22 protein-coding genes are annotated in these 22,076 nt (G+C 71.8%); 6 read left to right on the plus strand and 16 right to left on the minus strand.

The annotated features are described in order from the left end of the window. Positions 1 to 38: 38 nt before the first annotated feature. A complete protein-coding gene (locus ACFPM7_RS07110; protein WP_378245153.1) occupies positions 39 to 854 on the minus strand; it encodes a (2Fe-2S)-binding protein in 816 nt (271 codons plus the stop codon). A gap of 338 nt (positions 855 to 1,192) precedes the next feature. Here ACFPM7_RS07110 and ACFPM7_RS07115 point away from each other — a divergent pair, with 338 nt between their 5' ends. Then, positions 1,193 to 3,739 (plus strand): ATP-dependent Clp protease ATP-binding subunit, encoded by a 2,547-nt coding sequence (locus tag ACFPM7_RS07115; RefSeq protein ID WP_378245155.1) that lies wholly within the window; start codon positions 1,193 to 1,195, stop codon positions 3,737 to 3,739. 102 nt (positions 3,740 to 3,841) lie between these two features. On the opposite strand, the gene ACFPM7_RS07120 is transcribed toward ACFPM7_RS07115, so the two are convergent. The 5 genes from ACFPM7_RS07120 to ACFPM7_RS07140 form a co-directional block, all read right to left on the minus strand. After that, positions 3,842 to 3,982 (minus strand): hypothetical protein, encoded by a 141-nt coding sequence (locus tag ACFPM7_RS07120; RefSeq protein WP_378245157.1) that lies wholly within the window; start codon positions 3,980 to 3,982, stop codon positions 3,842 to 3,844. A 423-nt stretch (positions 3,983 to 4,405) separates the two neighbouring features. Continuing rightward, complete coding sequence (locus ACFPM7_RS07125; protein ID WP_378245159.1) at positions 4,406 to 5,407, minus strand: endonuclease/exonuclease/phosphatase family protein; 1,002 nt, start codon at positions 5,405 to 5,407, stop codon at positions 4,406 to 4,408. Between the two features lie 104 nt (positions 5,408 to 5,511). Further along, the gene (locus ACFPM7_RS07130) at positions 5,512 to 6,312 is read right to left on the minus strand and encodes an SIR2 family NAD-dependent protein deacylase (protein WP_378245161.1); all 801 of its coding nucleotides are present in this window, start codon (positions 6,310 to 6,312) and stop codon (positions 5,512 to 5,514) included. Beyond that, entirely contained in the window at positions 6,299 to 6,613 is a 315-nt protein-coding gene (locus tag ACFPM7_RS07135; RefSeq protein WP_378245163.1) for an antibiotic biosynthesis monooxygenase family protein, read from the minus strand. The genes ACFPM7_RS07130 and ACFPM7_RS07135 overlap by 14 nt, the downstream gene beginning before the upstream one ends. Before the next feature lie 9 nt (positions 6,614 to 6,622). Beyond that, on the minus strand, positions 6,623 to 8,059 hold the full coding sequence (locus tag ACFPM7_RS07140) for a M1 family metallopeptidase (RefSeq protein ID WP_378245165.1): 1,437 nt from the start codon (positions 8,057 to 8,059) through the stop codon (positions 6,623 to 6,625). 59 nt (positions 8,060 to 8,118) lie between these two features. On the opposite strand from ACFPM7_RS07140, the gene ACFPM7_RS07145 reads away from it, so the two are divergent. Further along, positions 8,119 to 8,877, plus strand: a complete 759-nt coding sequence (locus ACFPM7_RS07145; protein ID WP_378245167.1) for an alpha/beta fold hydrolase — start codon at positions 8,119 to 8,121, stop codon at positions 8,875 to 8,877. Here ACFPM7_RS07145 and ACFPM7_RS07150 read toward each other — a convergent pair. From ACFPM7_RS07150 to ACFPM7_RS07160, 3 genes are read right to left on the minus strand one after another with little or no spacing between them, the layout of a single operon-like run. Continuing rightward, positions 8,874 to 9,380: a 2'-5' RNA ligase family protein gene (locus tag ACFPM7_RS07150; protein ID WP_378245169.1), complete on the minus strand. Its 507-nt coding sequence runs from the start codon at positions 9,378 to 9,380 to the stop codon at positions 8,874 to 8,876. The two genes, ACFPM7_RS07145 and ACFPM7_RS07150, sit on opposite strands and share 4 nt — an antisense overlap. Further along, positions 9,380 to 10,249, minus strand: coding sequence for an HhH-GPD family protein (locus ACFPM7_RS07155; RefSeq protein ID WP_378245171.1), 870 nt, complete (start codon positions 10,247 to 10,249; stop codon positions 9,380 to 9,382). Before ACFPM7_RS07155 ends, ACFPM7_RS07150 begins: the two co-directional genes overlap by 1 nt. A 19-nt stretch (positions 10,250 to 10,268) precedes the next feature. Then, a complete protein-coding gene (locus ACFPM7_RS07160) occupies positions 10,269 to 10,760 on the minus strand; it encodes a beta-class carbonic anhydrase (RefSeq protein ID WP_378245173.1) in 492 nt (163 codons plus the stop codon). A 189-nt stretch (positions 10,761 to 10,949) separates the two neighbouring features. Between ACFPM7_RS07160 and ACFPM7_RS07165 the strand changes: the two genes are divergently transcribed. Beyond that, positions 10,950 to 11,663 carry a hypothetical protein gene (locus ACFPM7_RS07165; protein ID WP_378245175.1) on the plus strand — a complete coding sequence of 238 codons (714 nt, stop codon included), beginning with the start codon at positions 10,950 to 10,952 and terminating at the stop codon, positions 11,661 to 11,663. A gap of 8 nt (positions 11,664 to 11,671) precedes the next feature. On the opposite strand, the gene ACFPM7_RS07170 is transcribed toward ACFPM7_RS07165, so the two are convergent. Then, positions 11,672 to 12,772, minus strand: a complete 1,101-nt coding sequence (locus ACFPM7_RS07170) for a LacI family DNA-binding transcriptional regulator (protein WP_378245177.1) — start codon at positions 12,770 to 12,772, stop codon at positions 11,672 to 11,674. 168 nt (positions 12,773 to 12,940) lie between these two features. Between ACFPM7_RS07170 and ACFPM7_RS07175 the strand changes: the two genes are divergently transcribed. Genes ACFPM7_RS07175 through ACFPM7_RS07185 form a run of 3 tightly spaced genes read left to right on the plus strand, consistent with a single transcriptional unit; the run spans position 12,941 to position 15,712 of the window. Then, a complete protein-coding gene (locus ACFPM7_RS07175) occupies positions 12,941 to 14,008 on the plus strand; it encodes a metal ABC transporter solute-binding protein, Zn/Mn family (RefSeq protein ID WP_378245179.1) in 1,068 nt (355 codons plus the stop codon). Then, positions 14,005 to 14,871 (plus strand): metal ABC transporter ATP-binding protein, encoded by an 867-nt coding sequence (locus ACFPM7_RS07180; RefSeq protein WP_378245181.1) that lies wholly within the window; start codon positions 14,005 to 14,007, stop codon positions 14,869 to 14,871. Before ACFPM7_RS07175 ends, ACFPM7_RS07180 begins: the two co-directional genes overlap by 4 nt. A 1-nt stretch (position 14,872) precedes the next feature. After that, positions 14,873 to 15,712 (plus strand): metal ABC transporter permease, encoded by an 840-nt coding sequence (locus tag ACFPM7_RS07185; protein WP_378246301.1) that lies wholly within the window; start codon positions 14,873 to 14,875, stop codon positions 15,710 to 15,712. 125 nt (positions 15,713 to 15,837) lie between these two features. Here the strand turns inward: ACFPM7_RS07185 and ACFPM7_RS07190 are convergent, their stop codons facing one another. From ACFPM7_RS07190 to ACFPM7_RS07215, 6 genes are read right to left on the minus strand one after another with little or no spacing between them, the layout of a single operon-like run. Then, positions 15,838 to 16,554, minus strand: coding sequence for a DUF3800 domain-containing protein (locus ACFPM7_RS07190; protein WP_378245183.1), 717 nt, complete (start codon positions 16,552 to 16,554; stop codon positions 15,838 to 15,840). 54 nt (positions 16,555 to 16,608) lie between these two features. After that, positions 16,609 to 17,850: a DUF445 domain-containing protein gene (locus ACFPM7_RS07195; RefSeq protein ID WP_378245185.1), complete on the minus strand. Its 1,242-nt coding sequence runs from the start codon at positions 17,848 to 17,850 to the stop codon at positions 16,609 to 16,611. Positions 17,851 to 17,893: 43 nt separating this feature from the next. After that, positions 17,894 to 19,033 carry an ABC transporter permease gene (locus ACFPM7_RS07200; protein WP_378245187.1) on the minus strand — a complete coding sequence of 380 codons (1,140 nt, stop codon included), beginning with the start codon at positions 19,031 to 19,033 and terminating at the stop codon, positions 17,894 to 17,896. Then, entirely contained in the window at positions 19,030 to 20,205 is a 1,176-nt protein-coding gene (locus ACFPM7_RS07205; protein WP_378245189.1) for an ABC transporter permease, read from the minus strand. Before ACFPM7_RS07205 ends, ACFPM7_RS07200 begins: the two co-directional genes overlap by 4 nt. Positions 20,206 to 20,219: 14 nt before the next feature. After that, entirely contained in the window at positions 20,220 to 21,158 is a 939-nt protein-coding gene (locus tag ACFPM7_RS07210) for an ABC transporter ATP-binding protein (RefSeq protein WP_378245191.1), read from the minus strand. Further along, positions 21,155 to 22,015 carry a right-handed parallel beta-helix repeat-containing protein gene (locus tag ACFPM7_RS07215; protein WP_378245193.1) on the minus strand — a complete coding sequence of 287 codons (861 nt, stop codon included), beginning with the start codon at positions 22,013 to 22,015 and terminating at the stop codon, positions 21,155 to 21,157. The genes ACFPM7_RS07210 and ACFPM7_RS07215 overlap by 4 nt, the downstream gene beginning before the upstream one ends. Between the last annotated feature and the right edge of the window lie 61 nt (positions 22,016 to 22,076).

The raw sequence follows: 22,076 nt of genomic DNA on the forward strand, positions 1-22,076 counted from the left end.
CCGGCCGGTCTCGGGCCCGTTCGGCTCCCGGGGACGGATCAGCTCTTCGGGCAGACGCGCGGGCAGGTGCCGCACTCGCCCTGTCCGCGCTCCATCAGGTAGTGGAAGCAGCAGCTCTCCCGCCGCCGCGTCCACCCGTCCGCCCCGGGGCGCAGGGTGGAGCCCGAGGTCAGCGGCTTCTCCCGCGCCCCGAGCACGAGCGCGGCGTCGAGCACGCCCGCGCCCTCGTCGCCCGCGTAGCGGCCCGCCTGCCACAGGGAGCTGTCCAGCGCGTCGGTCGCCGCGGCGAAGAGGGTGTGCCTGCCGAAGCGGACCTGGGGTCCGTAGACGTCCACGAAGCGCCGGGCGTGCTCGATGTAGCGCCCGCGCAGCAGGCCGGCCAGCGCGGTCTCGTCCGGCACGACCAGCGCGTCGGGGGTGCCCGCCGCCGGGTCGTCCGGCAGGCAGGCGAAGCCGGGGGAGAGCACGGCGATGCTGCCGGGGTGCGGGCGCGGGTAGGCGGTGCGGAAGGCGAGGTCGGCCGGGCGCAGCGACGGCACCCTGCGCTCGTGGTGGAACAGCAGCGCGGCGACGTAGGCCGGGATCGTCATGTACCAGGTCATGACGTAGCCGGCGGTGGTCTGGTCCGGGCTCTCGTCGTACTCGGTGCGCAGCCAGCGGGCCAGCCCGGCGCGCCAGCGGGCGAACGCGTCAGGGGTGGCGAGGAAACTGGCGCAGGTGACCCAGCCCGGGGTCGCGGGCATGCCGTGGCGGACCTCGACGCGCTCCTGGCGGGCGTTTACCGCGGTGAGTGATTCGGCCAACGTCCGGTGGCTCGGACGGGCCGCGGGCCGGATGCTGTAGTCGAGGGTCATCGGCGCGCTCCGCTGCGCCATCCGGGTGCGTCCCGGAACCCGTCCGACTGATAAGGCATGCCTAACCTTACCGAGGCGCGTTGACATTCGCCTGTCGGGGCCAACACGTGGGATGCACCACAGACGTGGTAGGGGTGTTCGCGGACAGCGGAAGGCGGAATCCGACCAGGTCTCCGCACGTTGGACAGGGTGACGGGGCCTCCGTCCGGCTGATGTTGCCGTGTTGAGCCGCCTTGCGGCCTGAGCATGGCAGCGCGGCCTACTACAGTGGTCCCACGGTGCTGAATCCACCGCGAAGGGTGGAGAAGGGCCTCCGGCGCAGCAGTCAGGGAGTGAGAATGTTCGAGAGGTTCACCGACCGCGCGAGGCGGGTGGTCGTCCTGGCCCAAGAAGAGGCCCGGATGCTCAACCACAACTACATCGGCACCGAGCACATCCTCCTGGGTCTGATCCACGAGGGTGAGGGTGTCGCCGCCAAGGCGCTGGAGTCGTTGGGTATCGCCCTGGAGGGCGTGCGCCAGCAGGTCGAGGAGATCATCGGCCAGGGCCAGCACGCGCCGAGCGGGCACATCCCGTTCACCCCGAGGGCCAAGAAGGTGCTGGAGCTCTCCCTGCGGGAGGCGCTTCAGCTCGGCCACAACTACATCGGCACCGAGCACATCCTGCTCGGCCTCATCCGCGAGGGCGAGGGCGTCGCCGCGCAGGTGCTGGTCAAGCTGGGCGCGGACCTCAACCGCGTCCGCCAGCAGGTGCTCCAGCTGCTCTCCGGCTACCAGACCGGCAAGGAGTCGACCGAGACCGGCGGCCGCGGCGAGGGCACCCCGTCCTCCTCGCTCGTGCTCGACCAGTTCGGCCGCAACCTCACCGCGTCCGCCCGCGAGGGCAAGCTGGACCCGGTCATCGGCCGGACCAAGGAGATCGAGCGGGTCATGCAGGTGCTGTCCCGCCGCACCAAGAACAACCCGGTCCTCATCGGCGAGCCCGGCGTCGGCAAGACCGCCGTCGTGGAGGGCCTGGCCCAGATGGTCGTCAAGGGCGAGGTGCCCGAGACGCTCAAGGACAAGCAGCTCTACACCCTCGACCTCGGCTCGCTGGTCGCCGGTTCCCGCTACCGCGGTGACTTCGAGGAGCGCCTGAAGAAGGTGCTCAAGGAGATCAAGACCCGCGGCGACATCATCCTGTTCATCGACGAGATCCACACCCTCGTCGGCGCGGGCGCGGCCGAGGGCGCCATCGACGCGGCCTCCATCCTCAAGCCCATGCTGGCCCGCGGCGAGCTGCAGACCATCGGCGCGACGACGCTGGACGAGTACCGCAAGTACGTCGAGAAGGACCCGGCCCTGGAGCGCCGCTTCCAGCCGATCCAGGTGGGCGAGCCCTCGCTGGAGCACACCATCGAGATCCTCAAGGGCCTGCGCGACCGGTACGAGGCGCACCACCGCGTCACGATCACCGACGCCGCCCTGGTGGCCGCCGCGACCCTGGCCGACCGCTACATCAACGACCGCTTCCTGCCGGACAAGGCGATCGACCTCATCGATGAGGCGGGCGCGCGCATGCGCATCCGCCGGATGACCGCGCCGCCGGACCTGCGCGAGTTCGACGAGAAGATCGCCGACGTGCGCCGGGAGAAGGAGTCCGCGATCGACGCGCAGGACTTCGAGCGCGCTGCCAAGCTCCGCGACAACGAGAAGACCCTGCTGGGCCAGAAGGCCGAGCGGGAGAAGCAGTGGAAGGACGGCGACCTCGACGTCGTCGCCGAGGTCGACGACGAGCAGATCGCCGAGGTGCTGGCCAACTGGACCGGCATCCCGGTGTTCAAGCTGACCGAGGAGGAGACCTCCCGCCTGCTGCGCATGGAGGACGAGCTGCACAAGCGGATCATCGGCCAGGAGGACGCCGTCAAGGCCGTCTCCCAGGCGATCCGCCGCACCCGGGCCGGCCTCAAGGACCCGAAGCGCCCGTCCGGCTCGTTCATCTTCGCCGGCCCGTCTGGCGTCGGTAAGACCGAGCTGTCCAAGGCGCTGGCGAACTTCCTCTTCGGCGAGGACGACGCCCTGATCCAGATCGACATGGGCGAGTTCCACGACCGCTACACCGCCTCGCGCCTCTTCGGTGCCCCTCCCGGGTACGTGGGCTACGAGGAGGGCGGCCAGCTGACGGAGAAGGTCCGCCGCAAGCCGTTCTCGGTGGTGCTCTTCGACGAGATCGAGAAGGCCCACCAGGAGGTCTACAACACCCTCCTGCAGGTGCTGGAGGACGGCCGCCTGACCGACGGCCAGGGCCGCACGGTGGACTTCAAGAACACCGTCATCATCTTCACCTCGAACCTGGGCACCCAGGACATCTCGAAGGCGGTGGGCCTCGGCTTCACCTCCGGCGCCGACCAGGGCTCGAACTACGAGCGGATGAAGAACAAGGTCAACGACGAGCTGAAGAAGCACTTCCGCCCGGAGTTCCTCAACCGCATCGACGACATCATCGTCTTCCACCAGCTCAACGAGGCCCAGATCATCAAGATGGTCGACCTCATGATCGCCCGCGTGGAGACCCAGCTCAAGAACAAGGACATGGCCCTTGAGCTGACCGACAAGGCCAAGAAGCTGCTCGCCAAGCGCGGCTTCGACCCGGTGCTGGGCGCCCGCCCGCTGCGCCGCACGATCCAGCGCGAGATCGAGGACCAGCTGTCGGAGAAGATCCTGTTCGGCGAGATCGCGGCCGGCCAGATCATCATCACCGACGTCGAGGGCTGGGACGGCGAAGAGGCCTCGGCCGACAAGGCCAGGTTCGTCTTCCGGGGCGAGAAGCGCGACCGCGTCCCGGACGCGCCGCCCGTCGAGGTGGCCGCGACCGGCGGCGACGAGTCGGCCGAGTCGGCCGACTGACCTGGTGAGCTGACCAGGCCTGCTGATCGGAACTGAGGAGAACCGCCCCCGAGAGATCGGGGGCGGTTCTCGTTGTCGAGGGGCGATTCCGGTCGGGCCCGGTCAGTCCACTGAGGATCGGACGCCGCGCGGCTTCGCCCGGACCGCGCGCCGGGCGACGGGGCCGAGGTCCTCGACCACGGCCACCAGCACGCCCAGGCGCTCCAAGGCGCCCAGCGCGGCGGCCCCGCCCTCCGGGTCCACCCCGCCGGCCAGCTCGAACCCGACGAACCCCGCGCTGACCGCCCGCGAGCATCTGCGCGAGGACCATGACGTTGCCGCGCGCCCGCTCCTCCTCGTGCGGGGCGCGGCCCGCCGCGAGCAGTCCCCGCAGGTCGGAGACGGTGTCGAGCCGCTCGGCGACGGCGTCCACCCGGGCTCGCGTCGTGGCCGTGCAGGCGGCGTTGAGCAGGTCGTGCACGGTGCCGAAGTGGTAGAAGACCAGGGCCTGGTTCACCCCGGCTGTCGCGGGCGGTGGCCGTTCCCGGGGGTGAGCCCCGCCAGGTCCTCGGCGGGGAAGCGCAGGGCCAGCGCTCAGCCGCACGCGGTCTCCCGCACCTTCCTCGGCCGCGGCCAGTAGGCGCGCGGTGGCCCATGACTCCCTTTGAGCAGTCGCTCAAGAGGCTGTCAGCCAGGCAGGACCAGCTCGGTGACCACGGCGTTGTGGTCGCTGCCGGGGAGGTCGTAGACCGCCAGGGACGCCGCCTGGATGCGGCGGTCCACCAGCACGTGGTCGATGGTCACCGGCGGTCCGAACGGAGGTTGTGACCACGTCGGGCGCAACCCCTCGCCCGTCATCTCCCCGACGTCGGAGTACCCGCGATCGATGAGCCGCGTGAACGCCGCGTGATCGGCGGTGGCGTTGAAATCGCCGGCCAGGATGCGGGGGCGCCCCGCCGGGTCCGGCGGCGGCAGCGCGCCCAGTTCCCGCTCCCACGTCACCCGGGCCCGCGAGTTCAGCACCCCCGGCAGCACGTGCACGGACATGATCTCCACGTCCGCGCCGCCGGACAGGTCCGCCACGGCGGTGACCTGTTCCAACGTGAACTCCTCGGTCAGCACGATCTGGCGCAGCGGGACCGTGGCCGCGATGCCGCTGCCCGAGCCGCCGGGCTCGTCCCGGAAGACGCGGTAGGGGAACATCGTGCGCATGCCCGCCGCGTCGAGGGCGGTGACGGCGGCTGGGGTCAGCTCCTGCATGGTGAGGATGTCGACCCGGGAGTCGCGGGCCAGGGCGAGCAGGGCCTCGGCGTCGGCCTTGCCGCCGAGCAGGTTCGCCGTCATCACCCGGATGCGCTGGCCGCCGCCGCCGGGGTCGCCGTCGCCGAGGCTGCGCGGGACGAGGATGGCGCCCAGGGAGACCGTCGCGATCAGAGCGAGCACCATCAGCAGGCGCCTGCCTGCGGCCAGGGTGATCAGGGTGACCAGGAGGCCGAAGGCGGCCACGTACGGGGTGAGGGCGAGCAGGGCCACCACGAACCACGGGCCGTCGACGCCGACCAGGCGCAGGACCGCTGTCGTCGCCACCAGCAGGACGGGCACGGTCAGCAGGACGGTGACCCAGCGCCGCCTGCGGCGGCGGGGCGGGTCCTCGGGTGCCGGGGCGGCGTCGATCTCGGCCGTGCGCATGACACCAGCATGCCTGACCGGCGGCGATGGAGCGGGGACGTGGGCGGGAGGTTCTGTGGAGATCGCGTGAACGGGTTACCCCGGTGGGGGATCCGCGCTGCCGGTCACGCGGTGGCCAGTCGTGCGCGGAGGCCGGTGAGCGCTTCCAAGGCGCCCAGCGGCACGCCGACGCCGCGGCCGTGGCGGACTTCCGGCTCCCTCGGGTTGATCCGCACCAGCGCCCCGGACGCCGCGCTGGCCAGCTCGGCCATCCTGCGGACCGTGGTCACCGCCTTGCCCGCGCCGATCTCCAGCACCGCGAGCCTGCCCGCGCTCCGCCGCCAGGCGTGCAGCGCGTCGAGTGCCGCCTGGCCGCGGTCGGGGACCCACGTCGCGTCGCCGAACATGAGGATGTTCGGCCGGGCCAGGCCGCCGCACGACGGGCAGCCCGGCAGCTCGCCGACGGCCCGCATCGTCTCCGGGTCGACGGTGACCTGCACGTCCTCGGCCGACCAGACGCGGCTGGAGCAGGGGGTGAGGCACTGCAGGTGGTGGATGGACCCGTGCACCTCGGCCACCTCGGCGAAGCCCGCCTTCTGGAACTGGCCGTCCACATTGGAGGTGAAGACGGCCGCCCCCAGCTCGCGCAGCACCGCGAAGCCCGCGTGCGGCTCCGTGGCGCGGTACAGCGCGAGCCGGTGGCCGTAGAAGCCCCACGCCAGCGCCGGGTCGGCGGCGAAGTGCACCGGGTCGGCCAGCTCGACGAAGCTCAGGCCGAGCCGCCGGTACGGGGGATAGGCGGCCCAGAACCCGGTGTCGCCGCGGAAGTCCGGCAGCCCCGAGTCCACGCCCATCCCCGCACCGGCGCACACCAGGACGGCGTCCGCCCCGGCGATCAGCGCGGCGGCCTCGTCAAGCTCCCGCACTCGGCCCCGCGCTCTGCACGACCTCGAACTCCAGCAGCGCCGACCCGGTCCCGACCGGCTTGGCCCGCTCCCCGGCGTGCGCCTCCTTCGCCGAGCCGCCCATCCACGCCTGGAACGCCTCCTCGGACTCCCACCGCGTGTAGACGAAGTAGCGGGTCTCCCCGCCGGTCGGCCGCAGCAGCTCGAACCCGAGGAACCCGGGCTGGCCGTCCACCGCCCCCAGCCGCGCCGCGAACCGCTTCTCCAGCTCCGGTCCCGACCCGTCGGGGACCTCGATCGCATTGATCTTCACGATTGCCATGACGCCAAACTACCGCGCGAGCGGACCGGGGTAGAGGTGCTCGTCGGCCGGGCGGGAGGCCTGGCGGAACCAGGCGTCCAGGAACGGGCGGACGTCCTCGCCCGCGGTCGCGGCGACGAGGTCCTCGAACCGCGACCACGACGCGTTGCCGTCGGCGTGGGTGCCCAGCCACTCGCGGGTCACCTTGTCCCACGCGGGCTCGCCGATCTTGCGGCGCAGGGCGTGCAGGGCCAGCTGGCCCTTGTCGTAGACGGCGGTGAACTCGTTGCCCGCGCCCATGTCGACCAGCTTGCGGTTCCAGTAGCGGGCCCGGTCGAAGGTGCGGGCGACCTGGGTGCGGTAGCGGGCGTCGAGGTCCTCGCCCTGGTGCTCGTCCCACTGCCACGACGCGTAGGAGGCGAAGCACTCGTTGAGGCAGATGTCGGCCCAGGTGTCGACCGAGACGCTGTTGCCCCACCACTGGTGGGCCAGCTCGTGCACGACCACGTCGACCTCGGCCCACTTGGCGTAGATGGGCCTGCCCTGGGTCTCCAGGGAGAAGGCGATGTTCTCGTTGAGGTAGATGCCGCCCGCGGCGCTCTGCGGGTACGGGCCGTACTCGGCGACGAGGAAGTCCAGGATCTGCGGCATGCGGGCCTGCACGGCCTTCTTGTCCTCGGCGCCGGGGGCGTAGGCGTTGACGACCGGGGTGCCGTCGTCGAGCTTCGAGCGCTCGAAGGTCCACTTGTCGATGCCGATGGTGGTCAGGTAGGTGGCGATGCGGTTGGGCTCCACCCAGCGGTAGGTGGTCCAGCCGCCCTCGGCGACCGGGGGCTCCTCCACCCCGTTGGAGATCACGCTCCAGCCGTCCGGCACGCGCGCGGACAGCGCGAAGGTGGCCTTGTCGCGCGGGTGGTCGTTGACCGGGAACCAGCTGCTGGCGCTGTGCGGCTCGCCCGCGGCGAAAGCGCCGCCGGACTTGCTGATCTGCCAGCCGCCCGCCCCGAGCGGGCCGTCCTGCTCGTTCTGCGGCTCGCCCGCGTAGCGCACCCGCACGGCGAACTCCTGGCCGGCGCGCAGCGGCGCGGCCCGGGTGACGACCAGCTCCTGCTCGCCTTCGCGGGTGTGCTCGGCGGCGGCTCCGTCGACCTCGACGGCGGAGACGTCGAAGCCGGTCAGGTCCAGGTTGAAGCGGCTGAGGTCGGCGGTCGCGGTGGCCTTGACCACGGTGTCGCCGGTCAGCTCGCGGCTTGCGGGGTCGTAGCTGATGGAGACCTCGTAGGCGGTGACGTCGTAGCCGCCGTTGCCGTCCTGGGGGTAGTACGGGTCGCCGATGCCGTCCGCGCCGACCCCGTCGACCACCGGCGGGGGTGGCGGTTCGGCGGGGGCAGTGGTGTCGGGGGCCGACGTGCAGGCGCTGAAGGCGCCCGCCGCCACCACCGCGCAGATCACGGGAGCTCGACGCACCCCGCCATCATGACTCCCGACCTGTGTGGCCAGGGTGGTTTCGGGCAGACTCGGCCCCCATGCGCGATGTCGTGGACTTCGGCGGGGACGGGCCGACGATCCTGCTGCTGCACGGCCTGATGGGCCGTGCCACGACCTGGTGGCCCCAGGCGCGCTGGCTGGCCCGCCACGGCCGGGTCCTGGCCCTGGACGCCCGCTCCCACGGCCGCAGCGGGCATCGCGGCCCGCACTGGCGCACACCGGACTTCGTCGCCGACGTGGCCGCCGTGCTGGCCGAGCACGGCCCCGGCGTGGTGGTCGGCCATTCGATGGGCGCCCTGCACGGCCTGGGCGCCGCCGCCCTGCACCCCGAGCTGGTCACCGGCCTGGTTGTCGAGGACATGGCCGTGGACCTGCGCGGCCGCACGGTGGAGCAGTGGCGCGGGCTGTTCGACGCCTGGCCGGTGCCGTTTCGCTCACTGGCCCACCTGCACGAGTTCTTCGGCCCGGTCGTCGGCCCGTACTTCGCCGAGTGCGTCGAGGAGCGCGAGGACGGCTACCACCTGCTCTCCGACGTCGATGACCTGTTCGCCATCGCCGCGGAGTGGGGCGAGCGCGAGTACTGGTCCTGGGTGGACGCCGTGCGCTGCCCGATGCTGGTCGTGGAGGCCGAGCACACCGCGATGCCGCCCGGCCAGCAGGCCGAGATCGCCGCCCGCGCCGGCGGCGCGCACATCGTCGTGGCGGGCGCGGGGCACCTGGTGCAGGCCTCGGCCCCCGCTGTCTACAGGGGAGCGGTGGAAGCGTTCCTGGCCGGTTTGGACACCGACCTGGCCTAGGTCAGCCGGTCGATCTCCCCCGTCGCGGTGTCGATGACGGCCACCGCGGCCACCCGGGCCCGCAGCTGGGGCACCGGGAAGACCGCGCCGAAGCCGCGGACGAGCTGGTCGTCGGAGACCTCGTGCACCAGCGTGCAGTGCGGCACCCACGAGCCCGGCATGTAGTAGGCGCTCGGATTGCGGACGCGGCCCGCGAGCACGTCGTGGACGGCCGAGTGCACGGCCAGCAGCTCCGGGTCGGTCACCGCGGAGAGCATCAGCACGTTCTCGGTCGTCGCGAACGTCGACAGCGCCGCGAACTGCAGGGACGGGACGTGCAGCACCCGCAACTCCGCCCGCAGCGCCGCGCGGGTCTTCGCGGGGATGTCCGAGGCCAGCGCGAAGCTCAGGTGCGGCGGGAAGGCCCGCTCGGACGGCAGCCCGGCCGCGTCCAGACGCGCCCACAGCTTCCGCACCGCGCTGTCGGCCGCGTCGTCGAAGAACACCGCGACGCCCTGGGCCATCAGCCCTCCCCGGGCAGGGCGAACCGGCCGTCGGCGGTCTGCTCGACCAGGCCGTCGACCAGCAGCGAGTCCAGGCACCGGTCGCGCTGGGCGGCGTCGGACCACACCCCGTCCAGCTTCGCCTTCGGCTCCGGGGCCGCCGAGCCGCGCAGCACGTCCAGCAGCAGGCCGCGGACCTGGCGGTCGGTGCCCGCGAACTTCTGCACCGCCTTGACCGGCCCCTGGTAGGCGGGCCTGCCCGCGCGCTGCCAGGCGCAGGTGGACAGCACCGGGCAGTCCCGGCAGCGCGGCGTGCGGGCCGTGCAGACCAGCGCGCCCAGCTCCATCAGCGCCGCCGACAGGTGCGCGGCGTCGGCGGGCTCCTTGGGCAGCAGCGCCTCGACGTCGGCCATGTCCTTCGTGGTGGACGGCGGTCCGGCCTCGCCCGCGCCGTGCACCGCGCGCGCGATGACCCTGCGGACGTTGGTGTCGACCACCGGGCAGCGCTTGCCGTAGGCGAACGCGGCCACCGCGCGGGCGGTGTAGGCGCCGATGCCGGGCAGCGCGAGCAGGGTGTCGACGTCGGCGGGGACGACGTCGCCGTGCTCGGCGGCGATCGCCGCGGCGGCCTCGTGCAGGCGCAGTGCGCGGCGCGGGTAGCCGAGCTTGCCCCAGGCCCGCACGACCTCGCCCTTGGACTCCGCCGCCAGCGCCGAGGGCACCGGCCAGCGCGCCATCCAGGCCAGCCACACCGGCTCCACCCTGGCGACCGGGGTCTGCTGGAGCATCACCTCGCTGACCAGCACCCCCCAGCCGGTCCGGTCCGGGGACCGCCAGGGCAGGTCCCGCTTGACCTCGTCGAACCAGTCGACCACCGCGCGCACGTCCATCGTGCGCGACTCTAAGCGATCAGTGAACCTCTTCCAGCGCCGCGGTCTGCACGTCGTAGACGAACCCGCGCACGTTGTCGGTGTGCAGGACGAACGGGCTGCGCCGCACCCGCTCCACCGACTGCCGGACGCTGTCCTTGACCTCGCGGAACGCCTCGACGGCCCACGGCGGGCGCAGGCCGGTGGCGTCCTCCAGCTCGTCCTTGAACGCGTCGTCGGTGATGGTCGCCAGCCCGCACGAGGTGTGCTGCATGACGATCACCTCGCGGGTGCCCAGCTTGCGCTGGCTGATCGACAGCGAGCGGATGATGTCGTCGGTGACCACGCCGCCCGCGTTGCGCATGATGTGCACCTCGCCGTGGGTGAGGCCGAAGACGTCGAACACCTTGATCCGCGCGTCCATGCACGTCACCACGGCCAGGTGCAGCGAGGGCACCGGGGTCGGGATGTCGGGGGCGCCGAGGTCGGGCCCATCGATGTGGCGCTGCAGCAGATCGTCGATGGCGGTCACGGGCCTGCCTCCGGCGGTCGGTCGGTTGGATCACTGATTGGAACCGGTGTCCCAGGTCCCGGACAAGTGGGCTGGAATGAAACTCACTGTGGCATGTGTCGCTGACGCGGCGCCGCGGGAAAGTATCGCCCGAACGAGCGACGTCCGCCGCCGCAACGGTTCGTGTTCGCGCGGCTACCGTCAAGTGCTATGGACGACCCACACCTGCCCCGTGGCGTGTACTTCCGCCGCCGGGTCGGCGCGCTCGCCGGATCGGTGCTCGCGCTGGTCGCGCTGATCTGGCTGGTCGACGGCCTCATGGGCTCTGGCGGCGAGGAGCCGATCCAGGGCGTCGCCGCGTCCTCCCCGCTGCCGAAGCGGACACCGCCGCCGGTGTCCAAGGCGGCGCCCTCCTCCCAGGCCGCGGCGCCGTCGAGGGGAGCACCGTCCAAAGCGGCTCCGACCTCGCGCATGGCCGCGACGGCGAGCCCCGCACCGCGCGCGCCCGAGCAGGTGCCGCCGGACCCGTCCGCGCCCTGCCCCGACAGCTCGGTCGCGGTGACCGCCGAGACCGGCCAGCGCGCCTACCACGCGACCGAGCGCCCGCTGCTGCGCCTGGTCATCAGCAACATCGGGCCGGTGCCGTGCACCTACGACATCAGCAGGGCCAAGCGCGAGCTGGTCGTCGCCCAGGGCGGGGAGCGCGTGTGGTCCAGCAACGACTGCTACTTCGGCACCCGGGAGGCCTTCCCGCGCGTGCTCGCCCCGCGCGCGAAGCAGCAGTACGAGGTCCGCTGGTCGGGCCGCACCTCGTCGCCCGGCTGCCCGACGAGCCGCGCGGACGCGGGCGCCGGGGAGTACACCGTCACGCCGAAGCTGGGCGCGGTGACCGGCGAGCCGGTCCCGCTGACCCTGCGCCGCTAGGCGGGCCCTCAGGGACCGAACCAGCGCTCCTCGCTGGTCCTGGGCGGCGCGGACGTGGCGCCCAGGACCAGTTCGGTGTCCAGGATGACCTGGCGCGGCCGGGTCGGGTCCGGGGCGCCGAGCAGCAGCTTGCCCGCGGCGCGGCCCTTCTCCAGCACCGGCTGGCGCACGGTCGTCAGGCCGACCCGGTCGGCCTCGGCGATGCCGTCGAAGCCGGTGACGGTCAGGTCCTGCGGCACCCGCAGACCGCGGCGGCGGGCCTCGGTCAGCGCGCCGAGGGCGAGGATGTCGGAGGTGCAGACCAGCGCCGTGATCTGCGGGTCGGCGTCGAGCAGCTGCGCGGCGGCGGAGGCGCCGCTGGCGGTGGTGTGGTCGAAGCGCTCGACCACCCGCACGCTCGCCCAGTCGACGCCCGCCTTGCCGAAGGAGTCGGCCAGGCCGTTGAGCCGGGCGCGCTGAACGTGGAAGTGGGCGGTGCTCTGCCGCTCCTGGCTGGCGAAACCGTCGTTGCGGTCGCGGGACAGGCGCATGCAGAGGACGCCGACGCGGCGGTGGCCGAGGTCGATCAGCTGCTGGGCGAGGGCGGTGATGGCGGCGCGGTCATCGATGCCGACCTGGTCGACGCCCTCGACGTTGGGCTGGTCGGCGACGACGGTGGGCACCGGCCGCGACAGCACGGCGGCCAGGTGCGGGTCGTCGTCGGGCACGGAGTAGACGACGAAACCGTCGACACCGGCCCGGTGCACCGCGGCGACGTCCTCGCGCTCGGGGTTCACCGGCACCAGGTGCAGGCCCTGGCCCGCGCCCTCGCACGCCAGGGCGAGGCCCTCCAGGAAGCCCAGCGCGGCCGGGTCGCGGAAGGCGTAGGAGAGGTTCTCGGTGAGCAGCAGGCCGACAGCCCCTGCCTTGCGGGTGCGCAGCGAGCGGGCCACCGGGTCGGGACCGGGGTAGCCGAGCCTGCGCGCGGTCTCCAGCACGCGCCTGCGCAGCTCGGGGGAGAGCTGGTCAGGACGGTTGTACGCGTTGGAGACGGTGGTCCTGGAGACCCCGAGTTCCGCGGCCAGCGACGCCAGTGTCGCCGGTCGCCGGACGTGAATAGACCGCGCCATGATCTGACCGTAACGGTTCAGAACCAATTGCAGAAGTCCGAGACTGCGTGCCGATGAACGATCGTTAACCCGGTCGAGTGAATCGGGGCCTCGAACGTGGCGTAAACTGAACTCGACAACGGTTACCATTGTCGGCCACGGCCGGCAGACGCCCAGCAGGAGCACCAGATGACCAAGGACCGCCGCTGGCAGGCGCCCGCGATCGCCGGAGCCGCCGCGACGCTGCTGCTCGGTCTCACCGCGTGTGGCGAATCACCTCAGGAGCCGACCGAGCCGGGCGCCGCGCCGAACGCCACCGTGGTCGTGACCTCGACCAACGTGTGGGCGAGCGTGGTCAAGGCCGTGGGCGGCGACCACGTCGAGGTCCGGCCGATCCTGATCGACGCCGCCGCCGACCCGCACGGCTACGAGGCCAAGCCCGCCGACGCGGTCGCCTTCGACGGCGCGAAGCTCGCGGTGTCCAACGGCGGCGGCTACGACGACTTCTTCACCGGCCTGGCCGACGCCGCGGGCGGCGACCTCAAGCGCGTCGTCGCCGTCGAGGCCGCCGAGGGCCACTCCCACGCCGAGGAGGGCTCCGCCGCGCCGACCACCACGGCGGCCGAGGAGTCCCACGCTGAGGAGTCCCACGCTGAGGAGTCCCACGCTGGAGAGGAAGGCCACGCCGAGGAAGAGGGGCACGGCGAGGAGGGGCATGACCACGCCCACGGCGAGAACGAGCACATCTGGTACGACCTGGAGGCCGTGCACTCCGTCGCCGAGAGCATCGCCTCCGAGCTGTCGGTGATCGACCCGGCCAACATCGGCGCCTTCGAGGCCAACGTGAAGGCCTTCGGCGAAGGCATCGACGGCCTGGTCGCCAAGGCGCAGGAGATCGGCAAGGCCAAGCCCGGCGCGAAGGTCGTCGCCACCGAGCCGGTCGCCGCCTACCTGCTGGAGACCGCGGGCCTGGCCGACGCCACCCCGGCGGACTTCGCCGAGGCCGTGGCGGAGGAGTCCGAGCCCTCGGCGGCGGCCCGCGCCGCGACCGAGAAGCTGCTCACCGACAAGCAGGTCGTCGCGCTGCTGTTCAACGAGCAGACCGCCACCCCCGTCACCGAGGCGGTCAAGGCGACCGCGGAGCGCGCGGGCGTGCCGGTCGTCGGGGTGTCCGAGACGCTGCCGGAGAACGCGACCGGATACCTTGAGTGGATGACCACGCAGGTCGACAGCCTCGCCGCCGCCGTCACGGGATGACGGTCCGGCCCCAGCAGCACACCGCGTCGCCCCGCACGGGCGGCGCGGTGTCGCTGTCCGGCGCCCGCCTCGCCTACGGCGACCGGGTGCTGTGGGACGGCTTGGACTTCGACGTCGCCCCCGGCGAGTTCGTCGCGGTGCTGGGCCCGAACGGCTCGGGCAAGACGAGCCTGCTGCGGGTGCTGCTGGGGCTGCAGAAGCTGACGGCCGGGACGGTCAGGGTCGCGGGCTCGGTGCCCGGCCGGGGCAACCGCGGCGTCGGCTACATCCCGCAGCAGCGCGCCCTGGACCCGGCGCTGGCCGTGCGCGGCCGCGACCTGGTCGGCCTCGGCCTCGACGGCCACCGCTGGGGCATCGGCTTCACCGGCCGCCGCGACCGCGCCGAGCGGGTGGCGGCGGCGATCGCCTCGGTGGACGCCGGGGACTTCGCCGACCGCCCGGTCGGCCTGCTCTCCGGGGGCGAGCAGCAGCGCCTGCGCGTGGCCCAGGCCCTGGTCGGCGACCCGGCGGTCCTGCTCTGCGACGAGCCCCTGCTCTCCCTCGACCTGGCCAACCAGCGCGCCGTCAGCACCCTCATCGACGAGCGCCGCCGCGCCTCGGGCACGGCGGTGCTGTTCGTGACCCACGAGATCAACCCGGTGCTGCCGCTGGTGGACCGCATCCTGTACCTGGTCGACGGCCGCTTCCGGGCGGGCACCCCCGACGAGGTGATGACCTCGCGGACCCTGTCCTCGCTCTACCGCACCGACATCGAGGTGATCAGGGTGCGCGGCCAGATCCACATCGTCGGCGCCCACAGCGACCTGTGCGAGGACCACCCGCACCACCATGACGAACCGCGTGACCGCGGGCCCGGGAGCTGAGGTGGAGGGGTTCTTCGACTTCGGCCTGACGGTCGATCTGTTGGCGCTGCCGTTCGTCCAGCTGGCGCTGGTGGTGGCGGTCGTGCTCGGGCTGCTGGCCGGTGTCCTGGGGCCGCTGATCGTCAGCCGCAACATGGCGTTCTCGGTGCACGGGACCAGCGAACTGGCCTTCACCGGCGGGGCGGCGGCGCTGCTGCTGGGCTGGGACGTCGGCAACGGGGCCCTGGCCGGGGCCATCGTCGCCGCGCTCGTGCTGGGCCTGCTTTCCCGCCGTTCCTCGGAGTACGACTCGGTGATCGGGGTCGTGCTGGCCTTCGGCCTCGGCGTCGGTGTGCTGATGCTGTACTTCTACAAAGGGCGCGCGGCGAACAAGTTCGGGTTGCTGACCGGCCAGATCGTGGGGCAGGACTTCGCCAGCTTCGCCCTGCTGATGAGCTGCGCGGCCGGGGTCTTCGCCGTCCTGGCGCTGATCTACCGACCGCTGCTGTTCGCCTCGGTGGACCCGGAGGTCGCCAAGGCCCGCGGTGTTCCGGTGGTGGCGCTGTCGCTGGTGTTCGCCGTGCTGGTCGGCGTGGCGACGGCGCTGGGCGTCCGCACGGTCGGCGCGCTCCTGGTGTTGGCGCTGATGGTCACCCCGGCGGCCGCGGCCTGCCGGGTCACCGCCAGCCCGCTCAAGGCGACCCTGCTGTCGGTGACCTTCGCGCTGGTGTCGGCGGTCGGCGGCATCGTCCTGTCGCTGGCGCCGGGGGCTCCGATCAGCGCCTTCGTCACGGCGATCTCGTTCGTCATCTACGTCGTCTGCTGGGTGCTGGGCCGAGCCAGGGGTCTTGCCCGCGCTTAATCACTCGCCTGCCCAACCTGAAGGAAACGCATCGCGTCTCACCAGCATCGAACCGTGTTATGATGCTGGTAGGAGGAAACTCCTGCGAGCCTTGAGCCCCGCCTTCGAGCGGGGCTCTCGTGCGTTTAGGGAATCCAGCAGCGCGAATGGATGACTCGCGGCGCGATCCGCGCCCATAGCGCGTTGTTCGCCTTGACCACTCGGGTGTCGGTGTTGGTTTCGGTCTCCATGCGGTGGTGTAGGAACGCGATCAGGTCAGCGGCTTGGACCAGTCGACTCGCCGTGGACGGGGCGAAGTAGATGGTGTCGACGATCCTGGTGATCTGCCTTGACCGGTAACCTCGAGTACCGGTCAATTGGAAGTCGCGGAGGCTCTTCCGGTACTCCGGTTGCTGGTCTGCCTGACCTGGTTCGTCGGCGATGGCCAAGCCGACGTCCCCGACCTGTTCGAGGTACTCGTCGCAGCGCTCCAAGAGGTGCCACAACGTCACCGAATGCGGGTGTGACGCGCGTTCGCCGTATCGCTGGACCAAGCGCCGACTCATCACGCCGCGGATGATCACTCGCACGTCGTGGTCGGCGATGGCCTGGAGAGCTTTGCCATAGATACCAATGCGCGCTCGGGCCATCGTCTTGAGCGGCTCCCAGTCGCGCTGGGCGTGAAAGAGGTCGTACCCGTGCAATTCCGCTTGGGAATTGATACCGCCGTAGCCCCAAGAGGCATCGATGACAACAGTGTCCAACGCGGCGCCCAAGGGGCGCACACTCGTCTCAGGAACCAGTAGGGCCACAACGTAGTAGCAGGCTTTGCAGTAGCTTTCGTCCACATAGATCAGCCGCACCGCGGAATCCTAGCCATCATTCGGTGGGACTGTGGCAGCGACCTCGTACGATAGCTAGAACAGCCCCGAGGACAAGAAGACGATCACCTGGAGTTCGCCGACGAGCGCTCCGATGATGGCTCCCACCGCGATCAGCTTCCACTCGTCCTGGCGGAAAGCCGGGCGCAGCAGGCCCTCGTACTCCACCCGGGTCAGCTTGTCCATCTTGGCGGCGATGACCTGGCCCAGGTTGATCTGCTCGCTGGCGTAGGGGGCGGCCAGGCGGGCGGTCTCGTCCAAGTAGGTCATTGCCTTGTCGGCGGCGGCGTGCTTCATCTGCTGAAAGCGCCTGGTCCCGACCGCGACGGCGACGAACGGCTTGGCCAGGCTCGCCTGCTCGTCCACCACCTTCGTCACGGTGCGCTGGATCATCGCCATGACGCGGTCGGAGCGGGGGCCGGTGAAGATGCCGTTGATGATGTTGGGCACCGTCATCACCTCGCGGGCGACGATGTCGCCGTACTGGCGGGCCACCTCCTTGCGCCTGCGCTGGAACACGCCCTGGAAGGGGAACAGGCCCAGGATCCTGGTGCGCTCGCGGGGGAAGAACACCAGCTTGATGGCCAGCCAGTCGGTGAACCAGCCGATCAGGCCGCCGAAGATCGGCAGGACCAGGGGTTCCTTCGTGATCGCCCAGACCACCGTCTGCACCACGCCGAGCGCGAAGCCGAAGTAGATCCCGCACCGGGCGATGAAGGCCATCTCCGGGCGGGAGATGTCGCGCACCAGGCGGACCAGCAGCTGCTTGTCGCGCTCCAGCGCGCTGCTCGCCACCTGCTGCACGTCCAGCACGTCGTCGATGTTGGCGCGCAGGTCGGCGACGATCTGGCGGATCATCGCGGGGGCGCCCGCCTGGGCCTGCTTGACGATGAGGTCCTGGGCGAAGGTCGGCAGGGTCTCCCAGAGGCCGGGGTGGTGCTCGGCGATGACGTCGCGGGTGACCTCGTCGATGATCAGCAGCAGCGGGCCCTGGATCTGCTTGGCCAGCTCGTCGGCGTCGAGGCGCTCGGCGATCTGGCGGGCGTCGACCAGGCGGGAGGTGATCAGCTCGGTCGACACCCTGATCATTCGCGCGGAGTTGCGCGGCACGACGCCCTGCCAGCCCAGGTAGGGCTTGGCGACGCCGATGAACTTCAGCGGGCGGAACATCATCTCGATGGCGACCCGCTTGGTCACGTAGCCGATGACCGCCGCGACCACGGGCATGACGGCGTAGAGGGGCCAGTGCTCGGCGATGTCGGCGAGTACGCGCTCCACTGTGGCCCTCCCAGTCCCTGACTGGGCAGTAGGCTACTGCCCGTCAGGCGGCCTGGAGCGCCCGCCGCCGGAAGACGACCACCGCGACACCGAGGCTCAGGGCCGCCATTCCCGCGAGGACGGCCGCCTCCTGCCACACCGCGCCGATGCCGGTGCCCGGCCGGGTGAGCGCGAGCAGGCCGTCCATCGCCCAGGCGTGCGGGAAGGCGTAGCCGACCGTGGCCAGCACCTCGCCCGCCACCTCCTTGGGCCACAGGCAGCCGCCCAGCATGCCGAGCACGATGCCCAGCGGCGGGCCGATCGCGGGGGCCTGCTGCGGGTTGTTCACCAGCGCCCCGACCAGCATCGCCGCGCCGGTCGCGACCAGGCAGAACAGGCCCACGATGATGCCGACGCCCAGCGGGTCGCCCCAGCTGACGCCGAACATCAGCGAGCTGACGATGATGATCATCACCGCCTGCGCGGCGGCCACCAGCAGCCTGCTCAGGCCCTCGCCGAGCAGCACGACGCCCTTGCTGACCGGCCCGGCCAGGGTGCGGCGGACCATGCCGATGCGGCGGCTCTCCACCAGCGCGGCGGCCACGGCCATCGAGTTGATGAAGGTGAACAGCAGCAGGTTGGCCGGCGCGGTGTAGGCGAAGCCGCTGGGGGTGCCGTCGTCGCCGCCGGAGTTGCGCACGGCGACCGCGCCGCCCTCGGCCTGGGCCTCGGCGACGTACTGCTCGGCCAGCTGCGGGGTCGCGCCCGCCTTCTCCGCGGCCCTGGTCGCCTCCTGGACGGCCGAGACCTTGCCGATGGCGACGTCGATCTCGCTGCGGGCGGCCATGCCGCTGCCGCTGGTCTGGGTGAGCACCAGGTCGAACTCGGTCGAGCCGGGGGTCATCACCAGGCCCGCGGCGACGGTGCCGCGGCGCACGTCGGTGCGCACCTCGTCGGCGGAGTCGGCGCGGCGCACCTCCAGCGACGGGCTCTTCTCCAGCTGCTCCAGCACCGCCCGCGCGGTCGGGTCGGAGTCCTGGGCGACGACGGCGACCGGGATCTTGTCGTCGGCGCCGCCCATCGCCAGGCCGACGAACATGATCGTCACGAACGGCATGACGACCATGAAGAACAGTCCGACCCGGTCGCGGGTCTGGCGCTTGATGTTGGCCACCACGAGCGCGCTGATCGGCCGTGGCCTCATGCGAACAGTCCCTTCCGGAAGCGCAGGGTCGCCAGGGTCCCGGCGACCAGGCCGATGCCGACCACCACCGCGACCGGGGTGACGATCGCGCCGAGGCCGCTCCCGCTCGCCAGCTCGGTCAGCCCGGCCGAGACCCAGCCGTTGGGCGTGGCCAGGGAGACCGACTGCAGGAAGTCGGGGAGGTTGTAGACGGGGACCAGGCTCCCGCCGAGGAAGGCGAAGACGAACGCGACGCCCAGGGTGTAGCCGTCGGCCTGCGCGTCGGTCTTGGCGCCGCTGGCCACCAGCATGATGATCATGGTGGCGGCGAACACGTGCGCCAGGATCAGCGCCAGCACGCCCAGCGGCGCCCCCCAGCTCGATCCGAAGATCAGCTCGGAGGTCTGCCAGGTGGCGACCATGCTGATCACCGCGAGCAGGAAGCCGACGCCGCCCTTGCCCGCCACCGCCGTCCACGCCGGGATCGGCGCGGCGCGCATGCGGGCCAGCGTGCCGTTCTGCCGCTCGGTGAGCAGGCTGCGCGCCGAGGACCCGACGACGAAGAACGCGAACATCACCGCCATGCCGGAGCCGTAGTAGACGGCCAGGTCGACCGCCCCGCCGCTGACCGGGTCGCTGGAGAGCGCCAGCGACGGACCCTCGGCGCCGTTGGTCTCCACGAAGACCTTCACCTCCTCCGGCGCCACCCCGGCCCGCAGCGACGCGCGCACGGCGAGCGTGCGGGCCTCCACCAGCGCCGAGATCCGGTCGACCATGCTCCGGGCGATCACCCCGGCCAGCGGGGAGTCGTTGGACTCCAGCACGGTGACCTCACCGCCGCGGCCGTCGCCGACGCTCTTGCTGAAGCCCTCCGGGAACACGATCGCCGCGCCCGCCTGCTCCGCGTCGAGCGCGGCGCGGGCGGCAGCCTCGTCGGGGTAGGCCGTGAAGGTCAGGACTCCGCGCAGCTCCTCGGTGTTGAGGGCCTCGCGCTGCACGCTGGCGGGGAACTCGCCGCCGTCGTAGTCCACGACGCCGATGGTGGCCTTCAGCGGCGGGTCGTCGTCGCCGCCGAGGGCGAAGCCGAACATGGTCGCCAGCAGGATGGGGGCGACGAGCGCGATGAGCACGGCGGTGCCGTCGCGCAGCCGGGCGGCGAGTTCGCGGCCGCCGACGACGAGCAGGGGTCGCATGGGGTCAGGTCCCGTCAGTCGCGCAGGGTGCTGCCGGTCAGGTGCAGGAACGCCGCTTCCAGGTCGGGCTCGATGACCTCGACGCCGGTGATGGCCGCGGTGCCGGAGGCGGCGTCGATGATCGCGGGCAGCAGGTGGCGCCCGCCCTTGGCCAGCAGCCGCAGGGACTGCGGGCCGGTCACCACGGCCTCGGAGACACCCTCGACCAGCCGCAGCTTCTCCGCGGTGGACTCCACGTCGCCGTCGAGGGTCAGCTCGATGCGGTCGGTGCCGCCGAGTTCGGAGACCAGCTCGCGCTTGCTGCCGTCGGCCTTGATCTCGCCGCGGTCGATGATCCCGACGCGGGTGGCGATGCGCTCGACCTCCTCCATGTAGTGGGAGGTGTAGAGCAGGCTCATGCCCTCGTTCACCAGCTTCTCGACGCCGTCGAGGATGGCGACGCGGCTCTGCGGGTCGACGCCGACGGTGGGCTCGTCCAGGATCAGCAGCCGGGGCTTGTGCAGCAGCGCGACGGCGATGTTGGTGCGCCGCTTCATGCCGCCGGAGTAGGTCTCGACGCGGTCCTCGGCGCGGTCGGTCAGGTCGACCATCTCCAGCACCTCGGCCATCCGCGCGGCCAGCTCCTTGCGCGGGATGCCGTACAGGCGGCCGAAGTAGCGCAGGTTCTCCCGCGCGGTCAGCTCCGGGTAGAGCGCGATCTCCTGGGGCACGTACCCGATCAAGCGCTTCGCGGCCTGGGGGTCCTCGGCCATCGAGATGCCGCCGACGGTGACCGTGCCCTCGTTGGGGGCGAGCAGTCCGACGATCATCGAGATGGTGGTGGACTTGCCCGCCCCGTTGGGGCCGAGCAGCCCGTAGGCCTCGCCTTCCTCGATGTGGAAGCCGACGTGGTTGACGACGGTCTTGTCGCCGTAGCGCTTGACCAGGTTCTCGCACACCAGGGCAGGGCTCATGTGGCTTCCTCAGGCTCGCCGATCACGTTGTTCACCATCCGCAGCCCGGACTCGTCCGCCTGGACGTCGGCCGGGGTGTTGCCGGAGATCGTGTTCCACTCGACGGTGTTGTCCGCCGAGGCGGAGCCGCCGAAGTCCGCTGAGGACCCGACGACGAACGCCGCCCCCATGACCGAGGGCCCGCCGGGGTGGTTGCCGGTGATCCGGTTGCCGACGACGGCCACCCGCTGCACGCCGATCATCGCGAGGCCGATGCCGGACATGGGCGGTCCGGCCGCGCCGAGCGCGTCGGGGTCGTCGCCGCCGGCGGCGAGGGAGTTGCCGGTGAGGTCGCAGTCGGCGACGAGGCAGTCGGTGACACCGCCCTCGGGCTCGCCGGGGTAGGTCTGGTGCAGCATGAGCACGCCCGCGGCGTTGCCGTGACTGCGGACGCGGCGCACGCGGGCGCGGCTGGAGTTGTCCACGAACACGCCGAAGGCGTTGCCCGTGACCTCGCAGTCGACGATGTCGGCCTCGGCCGCTGAGCAGAAGGCGAGCGCAATGCCGCCGTACTGGCTGCCGGACGCGCGGCAGCCGGTGACCTCCAGCGCGGTGGACTCGCGCAAGTAGATGCCCCAGACGCGGTTGCCGTCGGACTCCACATCGGTCAGCCGCAGCCCGGTGACGGTGTGGGCGTAGACGCCGGCGCCGGAGAAGCCGCGCAGGGTCAGCCCTTCGACGGCGATGTCGGAGACGGCGTGCGCGGTGATGGCGTGGTCCACGGCGGCGGGCGCGTCGTGCAGCGCGGGGATGCCGCTGTCCTGCACCGCACCCGGGGTGAGGACGGTTTTGCCCGAGCCCGCGCCGAGGAGTCGCACACCATCGGGGAGGACGACACCGCCCGTATACACACCTTCGGCTAAACGGATGAATCGGGCA

This window comes from Actinokineospora guangxiensis, from assembly GCF_042657845.1.
Lineage (GTDB): Bacteria > Actinomycetota > Actinomycetes > Mycobacteriales > Pseudonocardiaceae > Actinokineospora > Actinokineospora guangxiensis.